A 17,787-nucleotide genomic window follows, 5' to 3' on the forward strand; every position below is an offset into this window, starting at 1 on the left:
AACGCACGTCAGCCGGCGCAAGGAGCGCCGGCTTGTTAGGAGACTTCTCATGCGCGCCATTGTCTGCCAGGAACCGGGCCGGCTCGAGAACGTGGAGCGGCCCCGGCCCTCGCTCGTGCCGGACGGCTGGGCCCGGATCGCCATAAGCCACGTCGGCATCTGCGGCACCGACTATCACATCTTCCAGGGCAAGCATCCCTATCTGGCATATCCCCGGGTGATGGGACATGAGATCTCGGCGACCGTACTGGAGGCGCCGGCGGCGTCCGGTCTGGCGCCGGGGCAGCCGGTCATCGTCAACCCCTACATTTCCTGCGGCACCTGCATTGCCTGCCGTCGCGGCAAGCCGAACTGCTGCGTCGCCATCGAGGTCCTGGGCGTGCACACCGACGGCGCCCTTTGCGAGGAGATCGTGGTGCCGGCGGCGAATCTCTATTCCGCCGGCGGGCTGTCGATGGAGGCAGCCGCCACGGTCGAATTCCTGGCGATCGGCGCCCACGCGGTCCGACGGGCCCAGGCGCCCGAGGGCGCACGTTCGCTCGTGATCGGCGCCGGTCCGATCGGGCTCGGAACGGCCCTGTTCTCGCGCATAGCCGGCCACGAAGTGACCCTGCTCGACACCTCGGCGGACCGGCTCTCCATGGCGCGTGAGCGGCTCGCATTCGACAAGGGCGTGGTGGCCAATGACGGTGCCGCCGCGGCGCTGGCCCGCCTGACCGACGACGAGGGCTTCGACGTCGTGTTCGACGCCACCGGCTACGTCCGGTCGATGGAGGCGGCCTTCGCCTATGTCGCCCATGGCGGCGCCCTCGTCCTTGTCAGCGTGGTCAAGGAGGACATTCGCTTCTCCGACCCCGAGTTCCACAAGCGCGAGATGACGCTGGTCGGCAGCCGCAACGCCACCGCCGAGGACTTCCGCCACGTGGTCGCTTCGATCGAGGCGGGCCATGTGCCGGTCGAGGCGCTGGTGACGCACCGCACGACGCTTGGCGCCGTCCCTGACGACCTGGCGCGTTGGGCGACCGAGAAGGACGGTCTGATCAAGGCCGTGGTAAAAGTAGCCGGCTAGGTGCAATGGACGAGGATATGAGAATGACGACGGATCTGACGGGCAAGACGGCGCTGGTGACGGCGGCAGGGCAGGGGATCGGCCGCGCCTCGGCGCTGGCCTATAGGCGCGCCGGCGCCGAGGTGGTCGCTACCGACATCAACGCTGCGGCGCTCGCGACGCTTGAGGTCGAAGGCATTTCGACGCGCCTTCTCGACGTTCGCGACGAGGCGGCGGTGCGGGCGGCGATCGCGGCAATCGGCGAAATCGACATCCTCTTCAACTGCGCGGGGATCGTTCAGGGCGGTACGGTTCTCGACCTCAAGGACGACGAGCTCGAACTGGCCTGGGACCTCAATGTCCGCTCGATGGTGCGCACCGCGCGGGCAGTGCTGCCGGGCATGCTGGCGCGCGGCGGCGGGGCCATCGTCAACATGTCCTCCGTTGCCAGTAGCCTGAAGGGCGTGCCGAACCGGTTTGCCTACTCCGTCACCAAGGCGGCGGTGATCGGTCTGACGAAGGCGATTGCCGCCGACTTTGTCGGTCAGAACATCCGCTGCAACGCGATCTGCCCCGGCACGGTCGAAAGCCCGTCATTGCAGGAGCGCATGCGGGCCGGCGGCGACTACGAGGCAGCGCGCGCCGCCTTCATCGCCCGCCAGCCGATGGGGCGGCTCGGTTCGCCGGAGGAGATCGCCGATCTGGCCGTCTACCTGTCCGGCGCGACCTATACCACCGGGCAGGCCTATGTGATCGACGGCGGCTGGACCGCCTGACACGGCCGAAGGAAAGCCGAAGGAGAGACCCATCCCCCGAAGTATCGGGGGAGAAGTCGGCGGTTCTGTTGCCGTGCAACGAAAAAATGATACTGTGTTAGCAATTGCGAAAGAGCAGGAGATCCGAGCGCAGCCAGCCCGGAGGAACAGCCGCTTCCTGAAATCACGACGGGGCAATCTCCCAATGTACTACCAACTCTACGAACTGAACCATGCCATGATGGCGCCCTGGCGGGCCGTCGCCGATCAGATGCGGATCGCCTACAGCAACCCGCTCAATCCCCTGTCCCATACCTATCTGGGTCGAACCATGGCGGCAGGGCTGGAGGTTCTGGAGCGGGTGACGCGTCGCTATGGCAAGCCGGCTTTCGGGTTGAATGAGACGGTTGTCGACGGCAAGACGGTTTCGGTCCACGAGAAGATCGTCTGGCAGCGCCCCTTCTGTAATCTCCTCCATTTCGAGCGCGTGCTGCCGGCCGGCCATCGCCGCGACCCGAAGATCCTGATGGTGGCGCCGATGTCGGGCCATTATGCGACGCTGCTGCGCGGGACGGTCGAGGCGCTGCTGCCAAGTGCCGAGGTCTACATCACCGACTGGATCGACGCCCGCATGGTGCCGCTGTCGGACGGGTCCTTCGACCTCGACGACTTCATCGACTATGTCATCCAGATGCTGCATGCGCTCGGACCCGACACGCATGTGATGGCGGTGTGCCAGCCGTCGGTGCCGGTGCTTGCAGCGGTGGCCTGCATGGAGGAGGACGGCGATCCGCTGTCCCCGTCGACGATGACGCTGATGGGCGGACCGATCGACACGCGCGTCAATCCGACCGCCGTCAACACGCTGGCCGAAGAGCGCCCGATCGAGTGGTTCCGCGACAATGTCATCATGCCGGTGCCGTGGCCGCAGCCGGGCTTCATGCGGATGGTCTATCCCGGCTTCCTGCAACTCTCCGGCTTCATGTCGATGAATCTCGACCGCCACCTGATCGCGCATCGCGAGTTCTTCGAACATCTCGTCAAGGACGACGGCGATGCGGCCGACAAGCACCGCGACTTCTACGACGAGTACCTCGCGGTGATGGACATGACGGCCGAGTTCTATCTGCAGACGGTCGAGACGGTGTTCATGAAGCACGCCCTTCCCAAGGGTGAAATGATGCACCGCGGCCGACGCGTCGATACGGGCGCGATCCGCAACGTGGCGCTCCTGACGATCGAGGGCGAGAACGACGACATCTCCGGCGTCGGCCAGACGCAGGCTGCCCAGACGATCTGCACGAACATTCCGGACAGCATGCGCATGCACTATATGCAGCCGGATGTCGGTCACTACGGCGTCTTCAACGGGTCGCGCTACCGGCGCGAGATCGCGCCGCGCATCCTCTCCTTCATCGCCGCGCACCGCCGCTCGGAGCGCAACGTGCCGCGCGTGATCAAGGGCGGCAAGTCCGCCAGCGCGAAATAGCGGTCGTCGATTTTTCGTGAGGCTTTCAGGTGCTTGCCCGAATCCACGGGGCAGTGCCTTGAAGCGCGGATGCAGTCATACCACATCGAAAATTGACGGGCGCCACGGTGGCAGCCCGCCGAATGTGAGGAAGATTGCAATGAACCAGTCTGCATTGCTGCGTCCCGACTGGACGCCTGCGACCATCGCTCTGATGGTGCTGGGCTTCATGGTCTTCTGGCCCCTTGGGCTGGCCATGCTTGCCTACATCGTCTTTGGTGAGCGGCTGAAGAACTTCAAGCGGGAGGCCAACGAGGCCGCGGACGGCTTTTTCGCCTCGTGCCGCGGCCGCCATCGCGGTTTCCGCAGCCATCGCGGCCACGGCTTCGGATCCGGCAACGTCGCCTTCGACGAATGGCGCGAGGCCGAGCTCGCCCGTCTCGAGGAAGAGCGTCGCAAGCTTGACGAGATGCGCGAGGAGTTCGACGCCTACATGCACGAACTGCGCAAGGCGAAGGACAAGGAAGAGTTCGACCGCTTCATGCGCGGGCGCCGTTCGGGCAATGGCGGTTCCGTGCCGGGCGTTGCCGACGCCTGACGCTCGACGCTTGCATCGAGGCATGCGGCCGGCGCCCTTGCGGCGCCGGTTTTGCTTGGTTCAATGGCCGGGCGAATCGGCTATTAAGGGCAGAATGTTCCGCTCCATGTTCAAACCCCGGCGCCAGCCCGCAACGTCGCCTTCACCGGAGACCCGCGAGGTCGAGGTCAATGGCCGCGCCGTGCCGCTGACGATCCGCCGCAACGCCCAGGCGACGCGGCTTACCCTCCGCATCGAGCCCGGTGGCCGGGCACTGAGGATGACCGTTCCGACCGGCCTGCCCGAGCGCGAGATCCGCGATTTTCTCGACCGTCACAATGCATGGCTGATGACCAAGCTTGCGCGCTTCGCGTCCAGGGGCGAACTCGCCGACGGGCACCACATCGCCGTTCGCGGCGTCGCCCACCGCATCGAGGAGACCGGCAGGCTCCGCGGCCTGACGGAGGCCGTGGTGGTCGACGGCGAGCCGGTTCTGCGCGTCAGCGGCCTGAGCGAGCACGTGCCGCGACGGATCTGTGACTTCCTCAAGCGGGAGGCGCGCAAGGACCTCGACGACAGGGTTGCCGTGCACGCGCGTGCGGTCGGCCGCACTGTGCGCTCGATGACGCTCAAGGATACCCGCAGCCGGTGGGGGTCTTGTTCCGCCGACGGCGCTCTCAGCTTTTCCTGGCGTATCGTCATGGCGCCGCCCTTCGTGCTAGATTACCTCGCCGCCCACGAGGTGGCGCACCTGCGCGAAATGAACCACGGACCGGCCTTCTGGAGCCTCTGCGAAACGCTGTGTCCGCAGGTCGAGCAAGCCAGGCGGTGGTTGAAGCGCAACGGCACCATGCTGCACGCCATCGACTTCGAGCGATAGATGACCGCCGGGAGCGGTGAATGTCCTCGACTCTTGGGTAAAATCGTGCGAGGTCCATGCCCATGAAAACGGATGCCGGGACGAAGGTCGACATAAAGATTTGCGGGCTGACGACAGGGGAGGCGGTACGACGCGCCACCGATCTCGGTGCCAGCCATGTCGGCTTCATCTTCTTTGCCAAGAGCCCCCGCAACATCGAGCCGGCGGACGCCGCGGAACTGGCCGAACTGGCCCGCGGCCGCGCGAAAATCGTCGCCGTGACGGTGGACGCGGACAACGACGACCTGGACGAGCTCGTGGAGCTTTTGCGGCCCGACATGCTGCAGTTGCACGGCAGTGAAAGTCCGGAGCGCGTCTTGGCGATCAAGGCCGTTTACGGCGTACCGGTGATCAAGGCGTTTTCCGTGCGGTCGGCGGAGGACCTGAAGAAGATCGAGCCCTATGTCGGCATCGTCGACCGCTTCCTGTTCGACGCCAAGCCTCCGGCGGGATCCGAACTCCCCGGCGGCAACGGCGTCTCTTTCGACTGGACGCTGATGCGCGCGCTTGACGGCAGCGTCGATTACATGCTTTCCGGTGGATTGAACAAAGACAATGTCGCCGAGGCGATAGCGGTCACGGGCGCGCCGGGCATTGATGTCTCGTCCGGCGTCGAAAGCGCGCCGGGTGTCAAGGACATCGGCAGGATGCAACAGTTTTTCGAGGCGGTGCGGCGGGCAGCCGATCGGGCGATCGCCGCAGGGAGCAGCATGTGAACCAGTCACCCAATCTCAATTCCTTCCGCGGCGGTCCCGACGAGGACGGCCGCTTCGGCATCTACGGTGGCCGTTTCGTCGCCGAGACGCTGATGCCGCTGATCCTCGACCTGCAGGAGAAGTGGAACGAGGCGAAGACGGACCGGGCCTTCCAGCAGGAACTGGCCGACCTCGGCGCCCACTATATCGGCCGGCCCTCGCCGCTCTATTTCGCCGAACGCCTGACCGAACACCTCGGCGGCGCCAAGGTCTATTTCAAGCGCGAGGAGCTGAACCACACCGGCTCGCACAAGATCAACAACTGCATCGGCCAGATCCTGCTTGCGAAGCGCATGGGCAAGACGCGCATCATCGCCGAGACCGGTGCCGGTCAGCACGGGGTCGCCTCCGCGACGGTCGCCGCGCGTTTCGGCCTTCCCTGCGTCGTCTACATGGGAGCGACGGATGTCGAGCGGCAGGCGCCGAACGTGTTCCGGATGAAGCTGCTGGGAGCCGAGGTTCGGGCCGTCACCGCCGGCAATGGCACGCTGAAGGACGCGATGAACGAGGCGCTGCGCGACTGGGTGACCAACGTCGACAACACCTATTATCTGATCGGGACCGCCGCCGGCCCGCACCCCTATCCGGAAATGGTCCGCGATTTCCAGGCGGTGATCGGCCGCGAGGCGCGCGAGCAGATCCTGGCCGCCGAAGGCAGGCTTCCGGACGTCGTCGTTGCGGCCGTTGGCGGCGGCTCCAACGCCATCGGCATCTTCCATCCCTTCCTCGACGACAAGGGGGTCAAGATCGTCGGCGTCGAGGCCGGCGGCAAGGGTATTGACGGTGACGAGCACTGCGCCTCGATCACCGCCGGCGCTCCCGGCGTGCTGCACGGCAACCGTACCTATCTGCTGCAGGATGGCGACGGGCAGATCAAGGAAGGCCATTCCATCTCCGCCGGCCTCGACTATCCCGGCATCGGGCCGGAGCATTCCTGGCTGAGCGATGTTGGCCGCGCCGAATATGTGCCCATCATGGACCACGAGGCGCTCGAGGCGTTCCAACTGCTCACCCGCCTCGAGGGCATCATCCCCGCGCTCGAGCCGAGCCACGCGCTTGCCGAGGTGATCAAGCGCGCGCCGCAGATGGGCAAGGACGAAATCATCCTGATGAACCTCTCCGGCCGCGGCGACAAGGACATCTTCACCGTCGGCAAGATCCTGGGCATGGAGCTTTGAGATGACCGCGCGCATGGACAAACGCTTTGCCGATCTCGCCGCCGAGGGGCGCCCGGCGCTGGTGACCTATTTCATGGGTGGGGATCCGGACTACGCCACCTCGCTGGCGATCATGAAGGCGCTGCCCAAGGCGGGCGCCGATGTGATCGAGCTCGGCATGCCCTTTTCCGACCCGATGGCCGACGGTCCCGCCATCCAGATGGCCGGCCAGCGCTCGCTGAAGGGCGGTCAAACCCTCGCCAAGACGCTGCAGATGGCGCGCGACTTCCGCCTGGAGGACGCCGATACGCCGATCGTCCTGATGGGCTACTACAACCCGATCTATATCTACGGCGTCGACCGCTTCCTCGGCGATGCCCGCGACGCCGGCATCGACGGGCTGATTGTCGTCGACCTGCCGCCGGAAATGGACGACGAACTGTGCATCCCGGCGATCGCAAGCGGGATCAGCTTCATCCGCCTGGCGACGCCAACGACGGACGCCAAGCGCCTGCCGACGGTATTGAAGAACACCTCTGGCTTCGTCTACTACGTCTCGATGAACGGTATCACCGGCTCGGCGCTGCCGGAGCCGGCACTGATCGCGGGCGCTGTGCGTCGCATCAAGGACCACACGAAGCTGCCCGTCTGCGTCGGCTTCGGCGTCAAGACCGCCGAGCACGCCCAGGCCATCGGCGCCGCGGCGGACGGCGTCGTCGTCGGCAGCGCGATCGTCAATCAGATTGCCTCCAGCCTGACCACCGAGGGGGCGGCCACCGATGCGACCGTCGCCGGCGTCGAGGCGCTGGTGCGCGGACTGGCGTCCGGCGTGCGCAGCGCCCGGCTTGCGGCGGCGGAATGAATCCCCACATAGGGGTTTAGAAATTCAGGAGTAGCGTTCGTGAACTGGATCACAAACTACGTTCGGCCGAAGATCAATTCGATGCTCGGCCGCCGGGAAGTGCCGGAAAACCTCTGGATCAAGTGCCCGGAAACGGGCGAAATGGTCTTCCACCGCGACCTGGAAGAGAACAAGTGGGTCATCCCGGCCTCTGGCTTTCACATGAAGATGCCCGCCAGGGCGCGGCTGAAGGACCTGTTCGACGATGGCGCCTATGAGGCGCTGCCGCAGCCGAAGGTGGCGCAGGATCCGCTGAAGTTCCGTGATTCGAAGAAGTACGTCGACCGGCTGAAGGACAGCCGTGCCAAGACCGAGCAGGAGGACACGATCCTTGCCGGCGTCGGCCGTGTCCGCGGCATCAAGCTGCTGGCCGTCGTGCACGAGTTCAACTTCATGGGCGGGTCGCTGGGCATTGCCGCCGGCGAGGCGATCATCCGCGCCTTCGAGCGTGCGATTGCGGATAAGTGCCCGCTGGTGATGTTTCCGGCCTCGGGCGGCGCACGCATGCAGGAAGGCATCCTGTCGCTGATGCAGCTGCCGCGCACGACCGTCGCCGTGGAGATGCTGAAGGAGGCGGGTCTGCCCTACATCGTCGTCCTGACCAACCCGACCACCGGCGGGGTCACCGCGTCCTACGCCATGCTCGGCGACATCCATATGGCCGAGCCCGGCGCAGAGATCTGCTTCGCCGGCAAGCGGGTGATCGAGCAGACGATCCGAGAGAAGCTCCCAGAAGGCTTCCAGACCTCGGAGTACCTGCTCGAGCACGGCATGGTCGACATGGTCGTCAAGCGCCACGACATCCCCGACACGCTGGCACGGCTGTTGAAGATCCTGACGAAGAAGCCGGTGGCCGAGGCCAGCAAGCCGGCCAGCCCCGTCGCCATCGCTGCCAGCGCCTGACCTCGGGCGCGGGACATGGAAACGGCCGAAACGACCGAAGCGGGCCGGGAGATCGAGAAGCTCCTGGCGCTGCATCCGAAAGGCTTCGACCTTTCTCTGGATCGTATTACCCGGCTACTGTCGGCGCTCGGCGATCCCCACAGGCGCCTGCCCCCGGTCATTCACGTGGCCGGCACAAACGGGAAGGGATCGGTGACGGCGTTCGCCCGGGCGATCCTCGAGGCCGCCGGCCTGTCGGTTCATGTCCACACCTCCCCCCACCTCGTTAACTGGCATGAGCGTTATCGCCTCGGCCGGGATGGCGGGCGCGGCGCATTCGTCGCGGATGCGGTTCTTGCCGACGCGGTTCGCCGCGTTGCCGAGGCGAATGCGGGCCAGGCAATCACCGTCTTCGAGATCCTGACCGCTGTCACCTTTCTGCTCTTTGCCGAGCATCCGGCCGACGTGGCGATCATCGAGGTCGGCCTCGGCGGCCGCTACGACGCCACCAATGTCATCGAGAAGCCCGCGGTTGCCGTGATCATGCCGATCTCGCTCGACCATCAGGCCTATCTCGGCGACCACGTCGAGCTGATTGCGGCCGAAAAGGCCGGAATCATGAAGCGCGGCGCGCCGGTCGTCATCGGTCAACAGGAGGAGGACGCGGCGCGGGATGTACTCGTCGCCACGGCCGAGCGGCTCTCCTGCCCGCACGCGGTCTACGGCCAGGACTTCTTCGCCTACGGCGAATTCGGCCGCATGGTCTACCAGGACGAATACGGCCTGTTCGACCTGCCCGCGCCGAAGCTGCCGGGGCGGCACCAGTTCGCCAATGCCGCGGCGGCGATCCGTGCCGTCAAGGCGATGGGGCTACCGGTATCGGAACAGGCGGTCGAGCGCGGCCTCGTCAGCGTCGAGTGGCCGGGGCGGCTACAGCGCCTGACGGCCGGGCCGTTGTCCAAGATCGCCCCGGAAGCGTCGGAGATCTGGATCGACGGCGGCCACAACCCCGGCGCCGGGCAGGTGATCGCCGAAACCCTGGCCAATCTTGAGGAACGCGACCCGCGGCCGCTGTTTCTCATCACCGGCATGATCAACACCAAGGACGCGGTCGGCTATTTCGACGCCTTCCGCGGCATCGCCGAGCGCGTCTACACCGTGCCGATCCGCGGCTCGGACGCCGGCATCGACCCGGTCGCGCTTGCCAGCGACGCCATGGATGCCGGACTTGAGGCCGCGCCGCTTTCGTCCGTCGCCGAGGCGTTGCATGCGATTGGCCAGATCGTCGCCGAGGATGCGGTAGCCCCCCGCATTCTGATCGGCGGCTCGCTCTATCTCGTCGGCGATGTACTGGCCGACAATGGCACGCCGCCGACGTGACGCGACCACCGGCGATACGAAAAAGGCCCGGACGAGCCGGGCCTTGAAGCGTCAGCGGCCGGTGGCGTCAGGCCACGGCGGTCGAAATCCAGGACGAAAGCGCCGTCTTCGGTGCCGCGCCGACCTTGATGTCGGCAACCGCGCCACCCTTGAACATTGCCAGCGTCGGAATCGAGCGGACACCGAACTGGGCGGCGAGTTCCGGGTTCTCGTCGATGTTCAGCTTGGCCACCTTGACCTTGCCGACCAACTCGTTGGAGATTTCCTCCAGCGCCGGCGCGATCATCTTGCAGGGGCCACACCATTCGGCCCAGAAATCGACCACGACGGGCTCGGCAGACTCCAGGACTTCGGCCTGGAAATTGGAGTTGTCAACTTTAACGGTAGCCATAAAGGGCTGCTCCTTGGCAATTGAGGTTGCGCTTCATGTGATGCTGGCCCGAGGCCATTTCAATGCCCGGTATCTCACTTTGTCGCGAGCTCGGCAAGGCTGGCGTCCAGCCCCCGGTCTGTCAGCCAATGAACGAGCGGGGCTTCGGTATAAACCAGTCCGCAACGGACCGCCCGGCCCGGATAGAGTGGCGCAAGGACGGCGCGGTAGATGGCCAGCTGCGCGACGTGCTCGAACGGAATGTCCGCCACGGTCGCGGGCGGCTGCCGGTTCGTCTTGAAATCGACGACGTCGACCGACCCGGGGCCGACGACCATGCGGTCGACGCGCCCGCTCACTGCAAATTCGGCGCCGCCCAGCCGGAGCGTGCCCATGATCGAAACCTCGGCCCGCGCCTGCGGCGAGAAGATCGCCGCGAGCGAGGGCTCGGCCATGATCGTGACGGCTGCGGCAACCAGCTCCTCGCGCTCGCGTCCGGGCCAACGGCGGGTCGCGCGGTCGAGGTAGCGCCGTGCCGCGGTGATCCGTTCCGGAGCGGCAATCCCTGGCAGGACCTGCAGGAAGCGGTGCAGGATGCGCCCGCGCTCCAGTGAGCGGCCGGTTCCCGAAGCCGCGCGCGGTGCGAAAAGCGCAGAGCCGACGATCAGGTCGGACTGTGCGGTGTCGATCACCGCCGCGGCGCCCGAGGGGCTGAGCGGTCGGGGTAGATGGCGATGTTGCGGCAGCGGCCGGCCGAGTGCTTCCGGCAGCGGCGACGAGGCCTGCCGCTGTTCGGGGGACGTCACCGCGGCGGCGGCGGGGCGGGAATCCGCCTCGCGCCAGGCAAGGCCCTTCCAGGCGTCGGACGTTGTTGCGAAGTCCTGCGCGCTGCAGCGCTCGTCGCCGGCAAGGCCGAGGCTCACCATCTGGTGCCAGGTGCCAGCGCTCTCCGTCTTGCCGCGATAGCCGCACACGACCAGCCGGTCTGCGGCGCGTGTCATCGCCACATAGAGCAGGCGCCGGTACTCCTCCTCGGCCTGCGTGCGGATGCGGCCGGCGTCGGCATCCGACAGCGCGTTGCCAAGGTCCTTGCCCGGCAGCCAGGCCGGCAGGTCATGGCCGTCAAGGCCGGCGCCGGCCAGAAGGCGTAGCTTCGGCACATGCGTGTGGGTAAAGGGCGCGCCGCCGCCGTCGACCAGGAAGACGACGGGTGCCTCGAGCCCCTTGGCGGCATGCACCGTCATGATCCGCACCTCGTCGCGGCCCTTGTCCTGCTCACGCTTGACGCTCGGCGATTCGAGCTCGAGCGTCGACAGGAAGGCCTGGAGGCCGGGTAACCCGCTTGCCTCCTGCTCCAGTGCGAAGGAGAGGAATTCGTCGATGATCTCGCCGGCTTCCTGGCCCAGGCGCGCAAGGAAGGCCGCGCGGCCACCGAGTGCGCCGATGACCCGGGCGTAGAAGTCGTGCACCGGCAGCTCGCGGGCGAGCGCCGCGAAGTCGTCCAGCCGCCGCGTCAGGCTCGCGGCGATCAGATCGGTCTCCGCCAGGGCGCGCAGCTGCCGCCAGAGGCTGGTCCGCTCCGGCCTGCGCGCAGTCAGGTCGAACAGCGCCTCCTCTGAAAGCCCGAACAGCGGGCTCTTCAAGAGCGCGGCCAGCGACAGGTCGTCTTCCGGCAGGAGCGCGAACCGGCCGAGCGCCAGAAGGTCCTGGACTGCGATGTGTCCCGTCAGCACCAGGCGGTCGGCGCCGGCGACTGGGATTCGATACGGTTGCTTGAGCGCACGGGTCAGCGCATTGACGAAGGCGTCGCGCTTGCGCACGAGCACGATGACGTCGCCCGGCCGCATGGTGCGCGTCACACCCTTGTCCGTCACCGTCTCGCGGCCGATCCAGCCGGCGAGCGTGTCGGCGATGCGCCGGGCGAGGATGTTCACCGGCGCCCTTTCGGGCACCGCGTCGAAGGGCGCGGTCCAGTCGTCCTGCTCGACCGTCTCGGCCGGCGCGACCACGTCCCAGACGTCGACGGCGCCGGGCTCGTGGCCGCGGCTCGAAGCATGGACGACGCCGTCATTGTCCGGCGACAGGCCGCGGGCGTGGTCGCCGATCGAAAACACCCGGTCGACCGCCGAAAGCACGTCCCTGGTCGAGCGGAACGAGAGCAGCAGCCGGATCGGATGGAAGGAGGCCCCGGCCTCGACCGCGCGGCGTATCGTGCGCCGTCCTTCTTCGGCAAACCGCTCCGGTCGCGCGCCCTGGAACGAGTAGATCGACTGCTTCTCGTCGCCAACGGCAAAGACGGTGCGGTTCGTGCCACGCGCCGAGGCACCGGCGAAGAACTCGCCGGTCAACGCGCCGATGATCTGCCATTGGCGCGGGCTGGTGTCCTGCGCCTCGTCGACCAGCACATGGTCGATCCCCTGGTCGAGCTTGTAATGGACCCAGGCGCCGACGTCGCTGCGCGTCAGCAGCGTGGCGGCGCGCTCGATCAGGTCGTCGAAGTCGAGCAGGCTGCGGCCGCGCTTCAGTTGCTCGTAGTCGCCGATCAGCCGCGCGGCGATGGTCAGCGCCGCGCACGTTGCCTCGAACATGCGGAACCGTCGATAGCGGTCCTGGCACGCGGTGACATGCGCCTGGAGAGCGAGGAAGAACGGCTCGAAGGCGACGGAAGCATCTCTGACCTTTTTCGAAAGAAAGGCGCGTTCGAGGCTTGCCGGCTTGCCGCCGCCGTTGAAGAACAGCGCGCACAGGGCCGTGCGCCGGGCCTCGCCATCGGGCAGATCCGGCACTGCGGCGAGATCGGTTGCGTTTGCCTTGACGGTGTCGCTCCCGGCCGAGAGCGCGGTGTCGAGATAGCGGCGGAACACCGCGGCATCGAAATCACGCGGTGGCCAGAAGGCGGCAACGAGGCTCCTCGCGTCCTCTGCGGGCCCGAAGCCAAGCTGGTTGCGAAGGTGGGCGGCAGCGCCGCCGCTGCCTGTCGCTTCCTCCAGGAAGGCGCGAAGGGCGCTGCGGTTGCCGACGATTTCTTCGATCAGGCGCTCCAGACCGGTGTCGTCGGCGAGGTCGAGCACGGTTGCGAAGGCGTCGGCCAGCTCGGCATCGTCTTCCGTCGAGGTGGCGGTCAGCAGCGAACGGCGGGCATCGGCCAGGAGCACCGCGGCCGCCCGGTCGTCGAGCACGGAAAAATGGCCGGCGACGTTGGCCTCGAGCGGGAACTGGTGCAGCAGCGCCTCGCAAAAGGCATGGATGGTCTGGATCTTCAGCCCGCCCGGCGTCTCCAGCGCGCGGGCGAAGAGGCGTCGGGCCTCCAGCAGTTTCTGCCGGTCCGGCCGCTGGCCTTCGATCTGCTCAACCCGCCGTGCCAGTTCCGCGTCGGGAAGCACGGCCCACTCGGCAAGGCGGTCGAAGACGCGGTTTGACATCTCCGATGCCGCCGCCTTGGTGTAGGTGAGGCAAAGGATGGCGGACGGCCGGCAACCGGACAGCAGAAGCCGGATGACGCGCTGCGTCAGCACATGGGTCTTGCCGGAGCCGGCATTGGCCGAGACCCATGCCGATCCGGACGGGTCGGAGGCCGTGGCCTGCTTCCGGGTCGTCCAGCTCAGCCAGGCGCCGGGATCGTCGGCGTGTGGCCGGTCGTCCTTACGCATCGTCCTCTCCTTCGGCGCTCTCCGCGGTCGACCATTCCGCGACACGCGCCAGATGATCGTACTCGCCGCCGAAATCCCGCTCGGCTTCCGGGACGACCCGCGAGGCAAAACCGTAGCGGCCGGCGAGCAGCTGCGTCAGCAGCTTCTCCAGTTCGCCCAGCGCATCCTCCGCCAGATCCGCGGACGATTTCGGCGGGCGATCCTTGGTCGGCCGCGCGCCCTCGTTGTTGACGGTCTCGGCAGCGAAGCGCTCGCCGGGCTTCAGCCGGACATAGGTGAGGTCGGCGGCGGCCGTTTGCGGCAGATTGCGGAAGGCGCCGCGCCTCAGCGCTGCGGCCTCGAGCGCCAGCTGCGGATCGAGCAGCGACCGCGCGACCTTCAGCGATGGCGAGCTTCCGGTCTTGTAATCGATCAGGTCGGCCCGGCCGTCACGCCGAAGGTCGATGCGGTCCGCCACGCCGGTCAGGCGGATCCCCGGGATCCCGAGTTCCAACGACGCCGGCACCTCCGTCAGGCTGCGGTCGAGAGTTGGCCGACGCCGGGCATCCCAGGCGAGAAAGGCCCGGGCGACCGCGGCAAAACGCGGCCGCCACACCGCGTCGATGTGCAGCGGCAGCGCCATGCGGTCGAATTCCTCTGCCGCGATGCGCGCCATCAAACCGGCGTCCGCGCCGTCGTCGGAACGTTCGCGGACGTAGCGCTCGACGATGCGGTGATAGAGCGTGCCGCGCTCTGCCGCTCCCGGATCGAGATTGAACGGGGCCACCGGATGCAGCCGCAGAATCCGCCGCGCATAGATCGCGTAGGGGTCGCGGCGCAGCCGGCCGACCTCGCTGAAGGAGTAGCTGCGCGGCTGGAGATCGGCGGGGGGGCGCGGCGCCGGCCGCGCTGCCACCGGCTGCGTGGGGCCCTGGTCGAGCATGGCGGCCCAGCCCAGCAGGTCGGCGCCCCTCTGCCGGAGCGCCTGGGCGAGGGGCTCGCCGCCGACCGCGAGCAGCCGCTGCAGCCAGCGCGAGGCGACCGTCGGCGAGGTCCCGCTGCGCATGGCGCGGCTGAGCACCAGTCTTGGCGCGGCGCAGGCCATCTGGAAGTCGTGTGCCAGCTGGCCGATGCGCCGTTCGGGCGGCTCGAGGCCGATGTTCGCCTTCATCGTACGTGACAAAAAGGCGTCGTTGGCCGTCTGTCCCGGCCAGGCACCTTCGTTCAGCCCGCCAATGACGATCGTGTCGACGTTCTGCAGGCGCGATTCGAGGGCGCCGAAGATGAAGACCCGGGGATGGCGCATCGAGCGCGGCTTGACGGTTTCGCTGGAGCCGAGCGCCTCCAGCGCGTCGCACCATTGCGGCCCGTCCGCCTCAAGCTGGCCCTCGGCCTCCATCACTCCCTTCAACAGGCTCGCCAGGCCGTCGCCGGCTTCGTCCGACCAGAGTCCGGCGAGATTGCCGCGTTCGTCGGCGGCAACGGCTTCCAGTGCCCGTCCGGTGCGTTCGGCCCAGTCGGATACGGGCAGGGCCGTCGTGAAGCGCCGCCCGGTTCGGCCGTGGCGGACGAGCACGCCTGTCAGCGGCTCGACGGCGGCGGCGATCCGGCGCGCCAGGTCGCGCGCTCGTGCCGTTGCCTCGTCGTCGATGGCCTCGCGCCACGGCGGCGGTCTGCGGTCGGCCGCATGACGGCCAAGGGCGGCGTCAAGCAGCGGTTCGAGCGCCGCGACGTCGATCTCGGTCGTGCCGCCGCGAAGGGCGAGCAGTTCCAGCGCCGTTGCCGCCTCGCGGCGCGTGTCGGCCGGCAGGCCGAAGTTCGCGAGCGGGTGCTTGAGCAGTCCGACCAGGGCAACGGCATCCCCGGGGCGCAGCGTCGCCTCCAGAAGCAGCCGGACCAGTTCGCCCTGCGGCGTCGAGAGCAGTGGCCTGCCGGCGCTGTCGTCGGCCTCGATGCCGAAGCGGGCAAGTTCTGCCGCCACGCGCCGGGCGAGCTTGCGGTCGGGCGTGATCAGCGCGGCCTGGCTCTGGTCGCCCGATTCGAGCGCCAGGCGAAGCGCGATCGCGATGGCCGTGGCTTCCTCGCGCTCGTTGGCGGCCTCCACCAGCGAGACCCCCGCAAAGGCGTCCAGGACCTTGCCGCCGTCCATCTCCTGGTGCCGCCGTTCCCAACCGGCGGTGGCATGGACCGGCAACAGCGCCTGCGACAGCAGCGAGGCCCGTTCGGCCACGGCCGGTTCCGGCTCGCCGATCCGCGCGACCATCGATCGGTCGAGGCCGAGCCGGTCGAGCAGCCGGCTGAGCCCGTACTGCGGGTGGCTGCGGCTGGAGGCCTCGCGCGACGGCTCTCCGGACAGGGGATCTTGCGTGACGAGACGCCATTCGTCGTCGGACATGGCAAAGTCGAGGCCGGGGAGCACGACCGCCCCTTGCGGCAGCTGCGCCACCGCCTCGATCAGTCGCGCCGTGGCAGGGATCGAGCCGGTCGAGCCGGCGATGATCACCGGCCCCGGCGGCGGAGCGGTCCGGTAGCGCTCGGCCTCCATGTGCAAGGTGGCGTTCCGTCGGATCGACGGGGACGAGCGGTTCAGTTCCTGCAGTCGCTGCGGCCAGAACTCGCTGGCGATCTTGAGAAAGGCCAGCGTCAACTGCCACCATTGCGCATGGTCCCTCGCATCGATGGTCTCGAGCGCGCCCCAGTCGCATTCCTCCGTCTCCATCGCGTCGATCAGTTCGGCGAGCGCGCGTCCCAGCCAGATCGCGTCGGCCGGACTGGCCGGCGCGACCAGCGGGCTTTCGGCATGGACGGCGGTGATCGCCGCCGGCAGGCTGTTGCGCCAGGCCAGTACCAGGCGGGCGAGTTCGAGCAGCCGCGCCGGCCCGGAGAGCGGCTCCGCCATGTCGAGCACGGGGGGCGCGACCGCGTCGAAGAAGCCGCTGTCGTCGTCGCTCTCGCCGAGCGGGCGGATGACCGGCAGGATCGCCGAGCGCCCGCCGAGCAGGTCGACAAATTCGGAGCGCAAGGCGCGCGCCGACCGTCGCGTCGGTACGTAGACGGTCAGGTCGGCAAGCGATAGCGGGTCGTCGGGATCGAAACGGAAGCCCGGCACGACGGCGCCGTCGCAGATGGCCCGCGCCAGGGTTTGCAGGAATGGCAGGCCGGGATGGATCGAGTAGACGTTGCCCGCCCGTTCCTCTCGCCCGCTCATGCCGCGCCGGCCTGCCGGCCCACGACCGCTTCCGCCTCGGCGATCGCCTCGGGCGTGCCGACGGTGACCCAGCGCCCTTCGAGCATCAGGCCATGCAGCCGCCCGGCGGCGATGGCGCGGTCGAAGTAGACGTTCAGGTTGAACGGCGCGTCCGGAGCGTCGGACAGCAGCGCGGGCATCATCGCGATCGCGCCCGCATAGACGACCGGCGCACCAAGGCCCGGGCGGAAGCGTGCCAGTCGTCCCGCGGCGTCCATCGAGAAATCGTTCTTGCCGTTGTGGCCGGTGGTGTCCTCCAACCGGACGCAGAGCATCGCCATGTCCATCCGGTCCGGATCGAAGAAGGCGGCCAGACGCCGCAGGTTGGTTTCCTCGCCCTGGCGCTCGCCGACCCAGAAGAGATCGGCGTTCAGGACGTAGACAGGCTCCGGTCCGAGCAGCCTCAGGCCCTTGGCGAGGCCGCCACCGGAGTTCATCAAGGCCTCGGTTTCGTCGGAAATCAGGATTTCCGGGCGCTGGCGGCGCGACAGGTGCTCGATCATCTGTCCGGCAAAGTGGTGGACGTTGACAACCGCCCGCCGCACACCGGCGGCGGCGAGGGCATCAAGGCCGTAGTCGATCATCGGCTTGCCGCCGATCGGCACCAGCGGCTTGGGCATCGTGTTCGTCAGGGGGCGAAGGCGCGTTCCCAGCCCGGCTGCCAGCACCATGGCGTTTTCGATCTTCATCGACGGTGAC

General features: G+C 67.7%; 14 protein-coding genes. 10 read left to right on the forward strand and 4 right to left on the reverse strand.

The genetic code is table 11. The annotated features are described in order from the left end of the window. The first annotated feature begins 49 nt into the window (after positions 1–49). The 10 genes from ACXAGF_RS19860 to ACXAGF_RS19905 all read left to right on the forward strand — a co-directional run bounded on the left by ACXAGF_RS19860 (position 50) and on the right by ACXAGF_RS19905 (position 9,842). Complete coding sequence (locus tag ACXAGF_RS19860) at positions 50–1,069, forward strand: zinc-binding alcohol dehydrogenase family protein (protein WP_475019088.1); 1,020 nt, start codon at positions 50–52, stop codon at positions 1,067–1,069. Between the two features lie 23 nt (positions 1,070–1,092). Further along, a complete protein-coding gene (locus ACXAGF_RS19865) occupies positions 1,093–1,824 on the forward strand; it encodes an SDR family oxidoreductase (RefSeq protein WP_475019089.1) in 732 nt (243 codons plus the stop codon). Between the two features lie 184 nt (positions 1,825–2,008). Beyond that, positions 2,009–3,292, forward strand: coding sequence for a polyhydroxyalkanoate depolymerase (locus ACXAGF_RS19870; RefSeq protein WP_475019090.1), 1,284 nt, complete (start codon positions 2,009–2,011; stop codon positions 3,290–3,292). Positions 3,293–3,431: 139 nt separating this feature from the next. Then, the gene (locus ACXAGF_RS19875; RefSeq protein ID WP_475019091.1) at positions 3,432–3,869 is read left to right on the forward strand and encodes a DUF2852 domain-containing protein; all 438 of its coding nucleotides are present in this window, start codon (positions 3,432–3,434) and stop codon (positions 3,867–3,869) included. A gap of 94 nt (positions 3,870–3,963) precedes the next feature. After that, complete coding sequence (locus ACXAGF_RS19880; protein WP_475019092.1) at positions 3,964–4,728, forward strand: M48 family metallopeptidase; 765 nt, start codon at positions 3,964–3,966, stop codon at positions 4,726–4,728. 62 nt (positions 4,729–4,790) lie between these two features. Beyond that, positions 4,791–5,483: a phosphoribosylanthranilate isomerase gene (locus ACXAGF_RS19885; RefSeq protein WP_475019093.1), complete on the forward strand. Its 693-nt coding sequence runs from the start codon at positions 4,791–4,793 to the stop codon at positions 5,481–5,483. Further along, complete coding sequence (gene trpB, locus ACXAGF_RS19890; RefSeq protein WP_475019094.1) at positions 5,480–6,700, forward strand: tryptophan synthase subunit beta; 1,221 nt, start codon at positions 5,480–5,482, stop codon at positions 6,698–6,700. Before ACXAGF_RS19885 ends, trpB begins: the two co-directional genes overlap by 4 nt. Position 6,701: 1 nt before the next feature. Beyond that, positions 6,702–7,541 (forward strand): tryptophan synthase subunit alpha, encoded by an 840-nt coding sequence (trpA, locus tag ACXAGF_RS19895; protein WP_475019095.1) that lies wholly within the window; start codon positions 6,702–6,704, stop codon positions 7,539–7,541. Positions 7,542–7,580: 39 nt separating this feature from the next. Continuing rightward, on the forward strand, positions 7,581–8,483 hold the full coding sequence (accD, locus tag ACXAGF_RS19900; RefSeq protein WP_475019096.1) for an acetyl-CoA carboxylase, carboxyltransferase subunit beta: 903 nt from the start codon (positions 7,581–7,583) through the stop codon (positions 8,481–8,483). Between the two features lie 15 nt (positions 8,484–8,498). After that, positions 8,499–9,842 carry a bifunctional folylpolyglutamate synthase/dihydrofolate synthase gene (locus ACXAGF_RS19905; RefSeq protein ID WP_475019097.1) on the forward strand — a complete coding sequence of 448 codons (1,344 nt, stop codon included), beginning with the start codon at positions 8,499–8,501 and terminating at the stop codon, positions 9,840–9,842. A 67-nt stretch (positions 9,843–9,909) separates the two neighbouring features. Here the strand turns inward: ACXAGF_RS19905 and trxA are convergent, their stop codons facing one another. The 4 genes from trxA to ACXAGF_RS19925 form a co-directional block, all read right to left on the reverse strand. After that, positions 9,910–10,233, reverse strand: a complete 324-nt coding sequence (gene trxA, locus ACXAGF_RS19910) for a thioredoxin (RefSeq protein ID WP_475019098.1) — start codon at positions 10,231–10,233, stop codon at positions 9,910–9,912. A gap of 74 nt (positions 10,234–10,307) precedes the next feature. Then, positions 10,308–13,862 (reverse strand): double-strand break repair helicase AddA, encoded by a 3,555-nt coding sequence (gene addA / locus ACXAGF_RS19915; RefSeq protein WP_475019099.1) that lies wholly within the window; start codon positions 13,860–13,862, stop codon positions 10,308–10,310. Beyond that, the gene (gene addB, locus ACXAGF_RS19920; RefSeq protein WP_475019100.1) at positions 13,855–17,049 is read right to left on the reverse strand and encodes a double-strand break repair protein AddB; all 3,195 of its coding nucleotides are present in this window, start codon (positions 17,047–17,049) and stop codon (positions 13,855–13,857) included. Before addB ends, addA begins: the two co-directional genes overlap by 8 nt. Further along, positions 17,046–17,777: a nucleotidyltransferase family protein gene (locus tag ACXAGF_RS19925; protein WP_475019101.1), complete on the reverse strand. Its 732-nt coding sequence runs from the start codon at positions 17,775–17,777 to the stop codon at positions 17,046–17,048. The genes addB and ACXAGF_RS19925 overlap by 4 nt, the downstream gene beginning before the upstream one ends. Between the last annotated feature and the right edge of the window lie 10 nt (positions 17,778–17,787).

Source organism: Mycoplana sp. ABR4_002, from assembly GCF_056159645.1.

Bases quoted from the DNA above. Each gene is read 5' to 3' on its own strand.
- ACXAGF_RS19860 (WP_475019088.1), top strand. From the start codon at position 50: ATGCGCGCCATTGTCTGCCAGGAACCGGGCCGGCTCGAGAACGTGGAG.
- ACXAGF_RS19865 (WP_475019089.1), top strand. From the start codon at position 1,093: ATGACGACGGATCTGACGGGCAAGACGGCGCTGGTGACGGCGGCAGGG.
- ACXAGF_RS19870 (WP_475019090.1), top strand. From the start codon at position 2,009: ATGTACTACCAACTCTACGAACTGAACCATGCCATGATGGCGCCCTGG.
- ACXAGF_RS19875 (WP_475019091.1), top strand. From the start codon at position 3,432: ATGAACCAGTCTGCATTGCTGCGTCCCGACTGGACGCCTGCGACCATC.
- ACXAGF_RS19880 (WP_475019092.1), top strand. From the start codon at position 3,964: ATGTTCCGCTCCATGTTCAAACCCCGGCGCCAGCCCGCAACGTCGCCT.
- ACXAGF_RS19885 (WP_475019093.1), top strand. From the start codon at position 4,791: ATGAAAACGGATGCCGGGACGAAGGTCGACATAAAGATTTGCGGGCTG.
- trpA (WP_475019095.1), top strand. From the start codon at position 6,702: ATGACCGCGCGCATGGACAAACGCTTTGCCGATCTCGCCGCCGAGGGG.
- ACXAGF_RS19905 (WP_475019097.1), top strand. From the start codon at position 8,499: ATGGAAACGGCCGAAACGACCGAAGCGGGCCGGGAGATCGAGAAGCTC.
- trxA (WP_475019098.1), bottom strand. From the start codon at position 10,233: ATGGCTACCGTTAAAGTTGACAACTCCAATTTCCAGGCCGAAGTCCTG.
- addA (WP_475019099.1), bottom strand. From the start codon at position 13,862: ATGCGTAAGGACGACCGGCCACACGCCGACGATCCCGGCGCCTGGCTG.
- addB (WP_475019100.1), bottom strand. From the start codon at position 17,049: ATGAGCGGGCGAGAGGAACGGGCGGGCAACGTCTACTCGATCCATCCC.
- ACXAGF_RS19925 (WP_475019101.1), bottom strand. From the start codon at position 17,777: ATGAAGATCGAAAACGCCATGGTGCTGGCAGCCGGGCTGGGAACGCGC.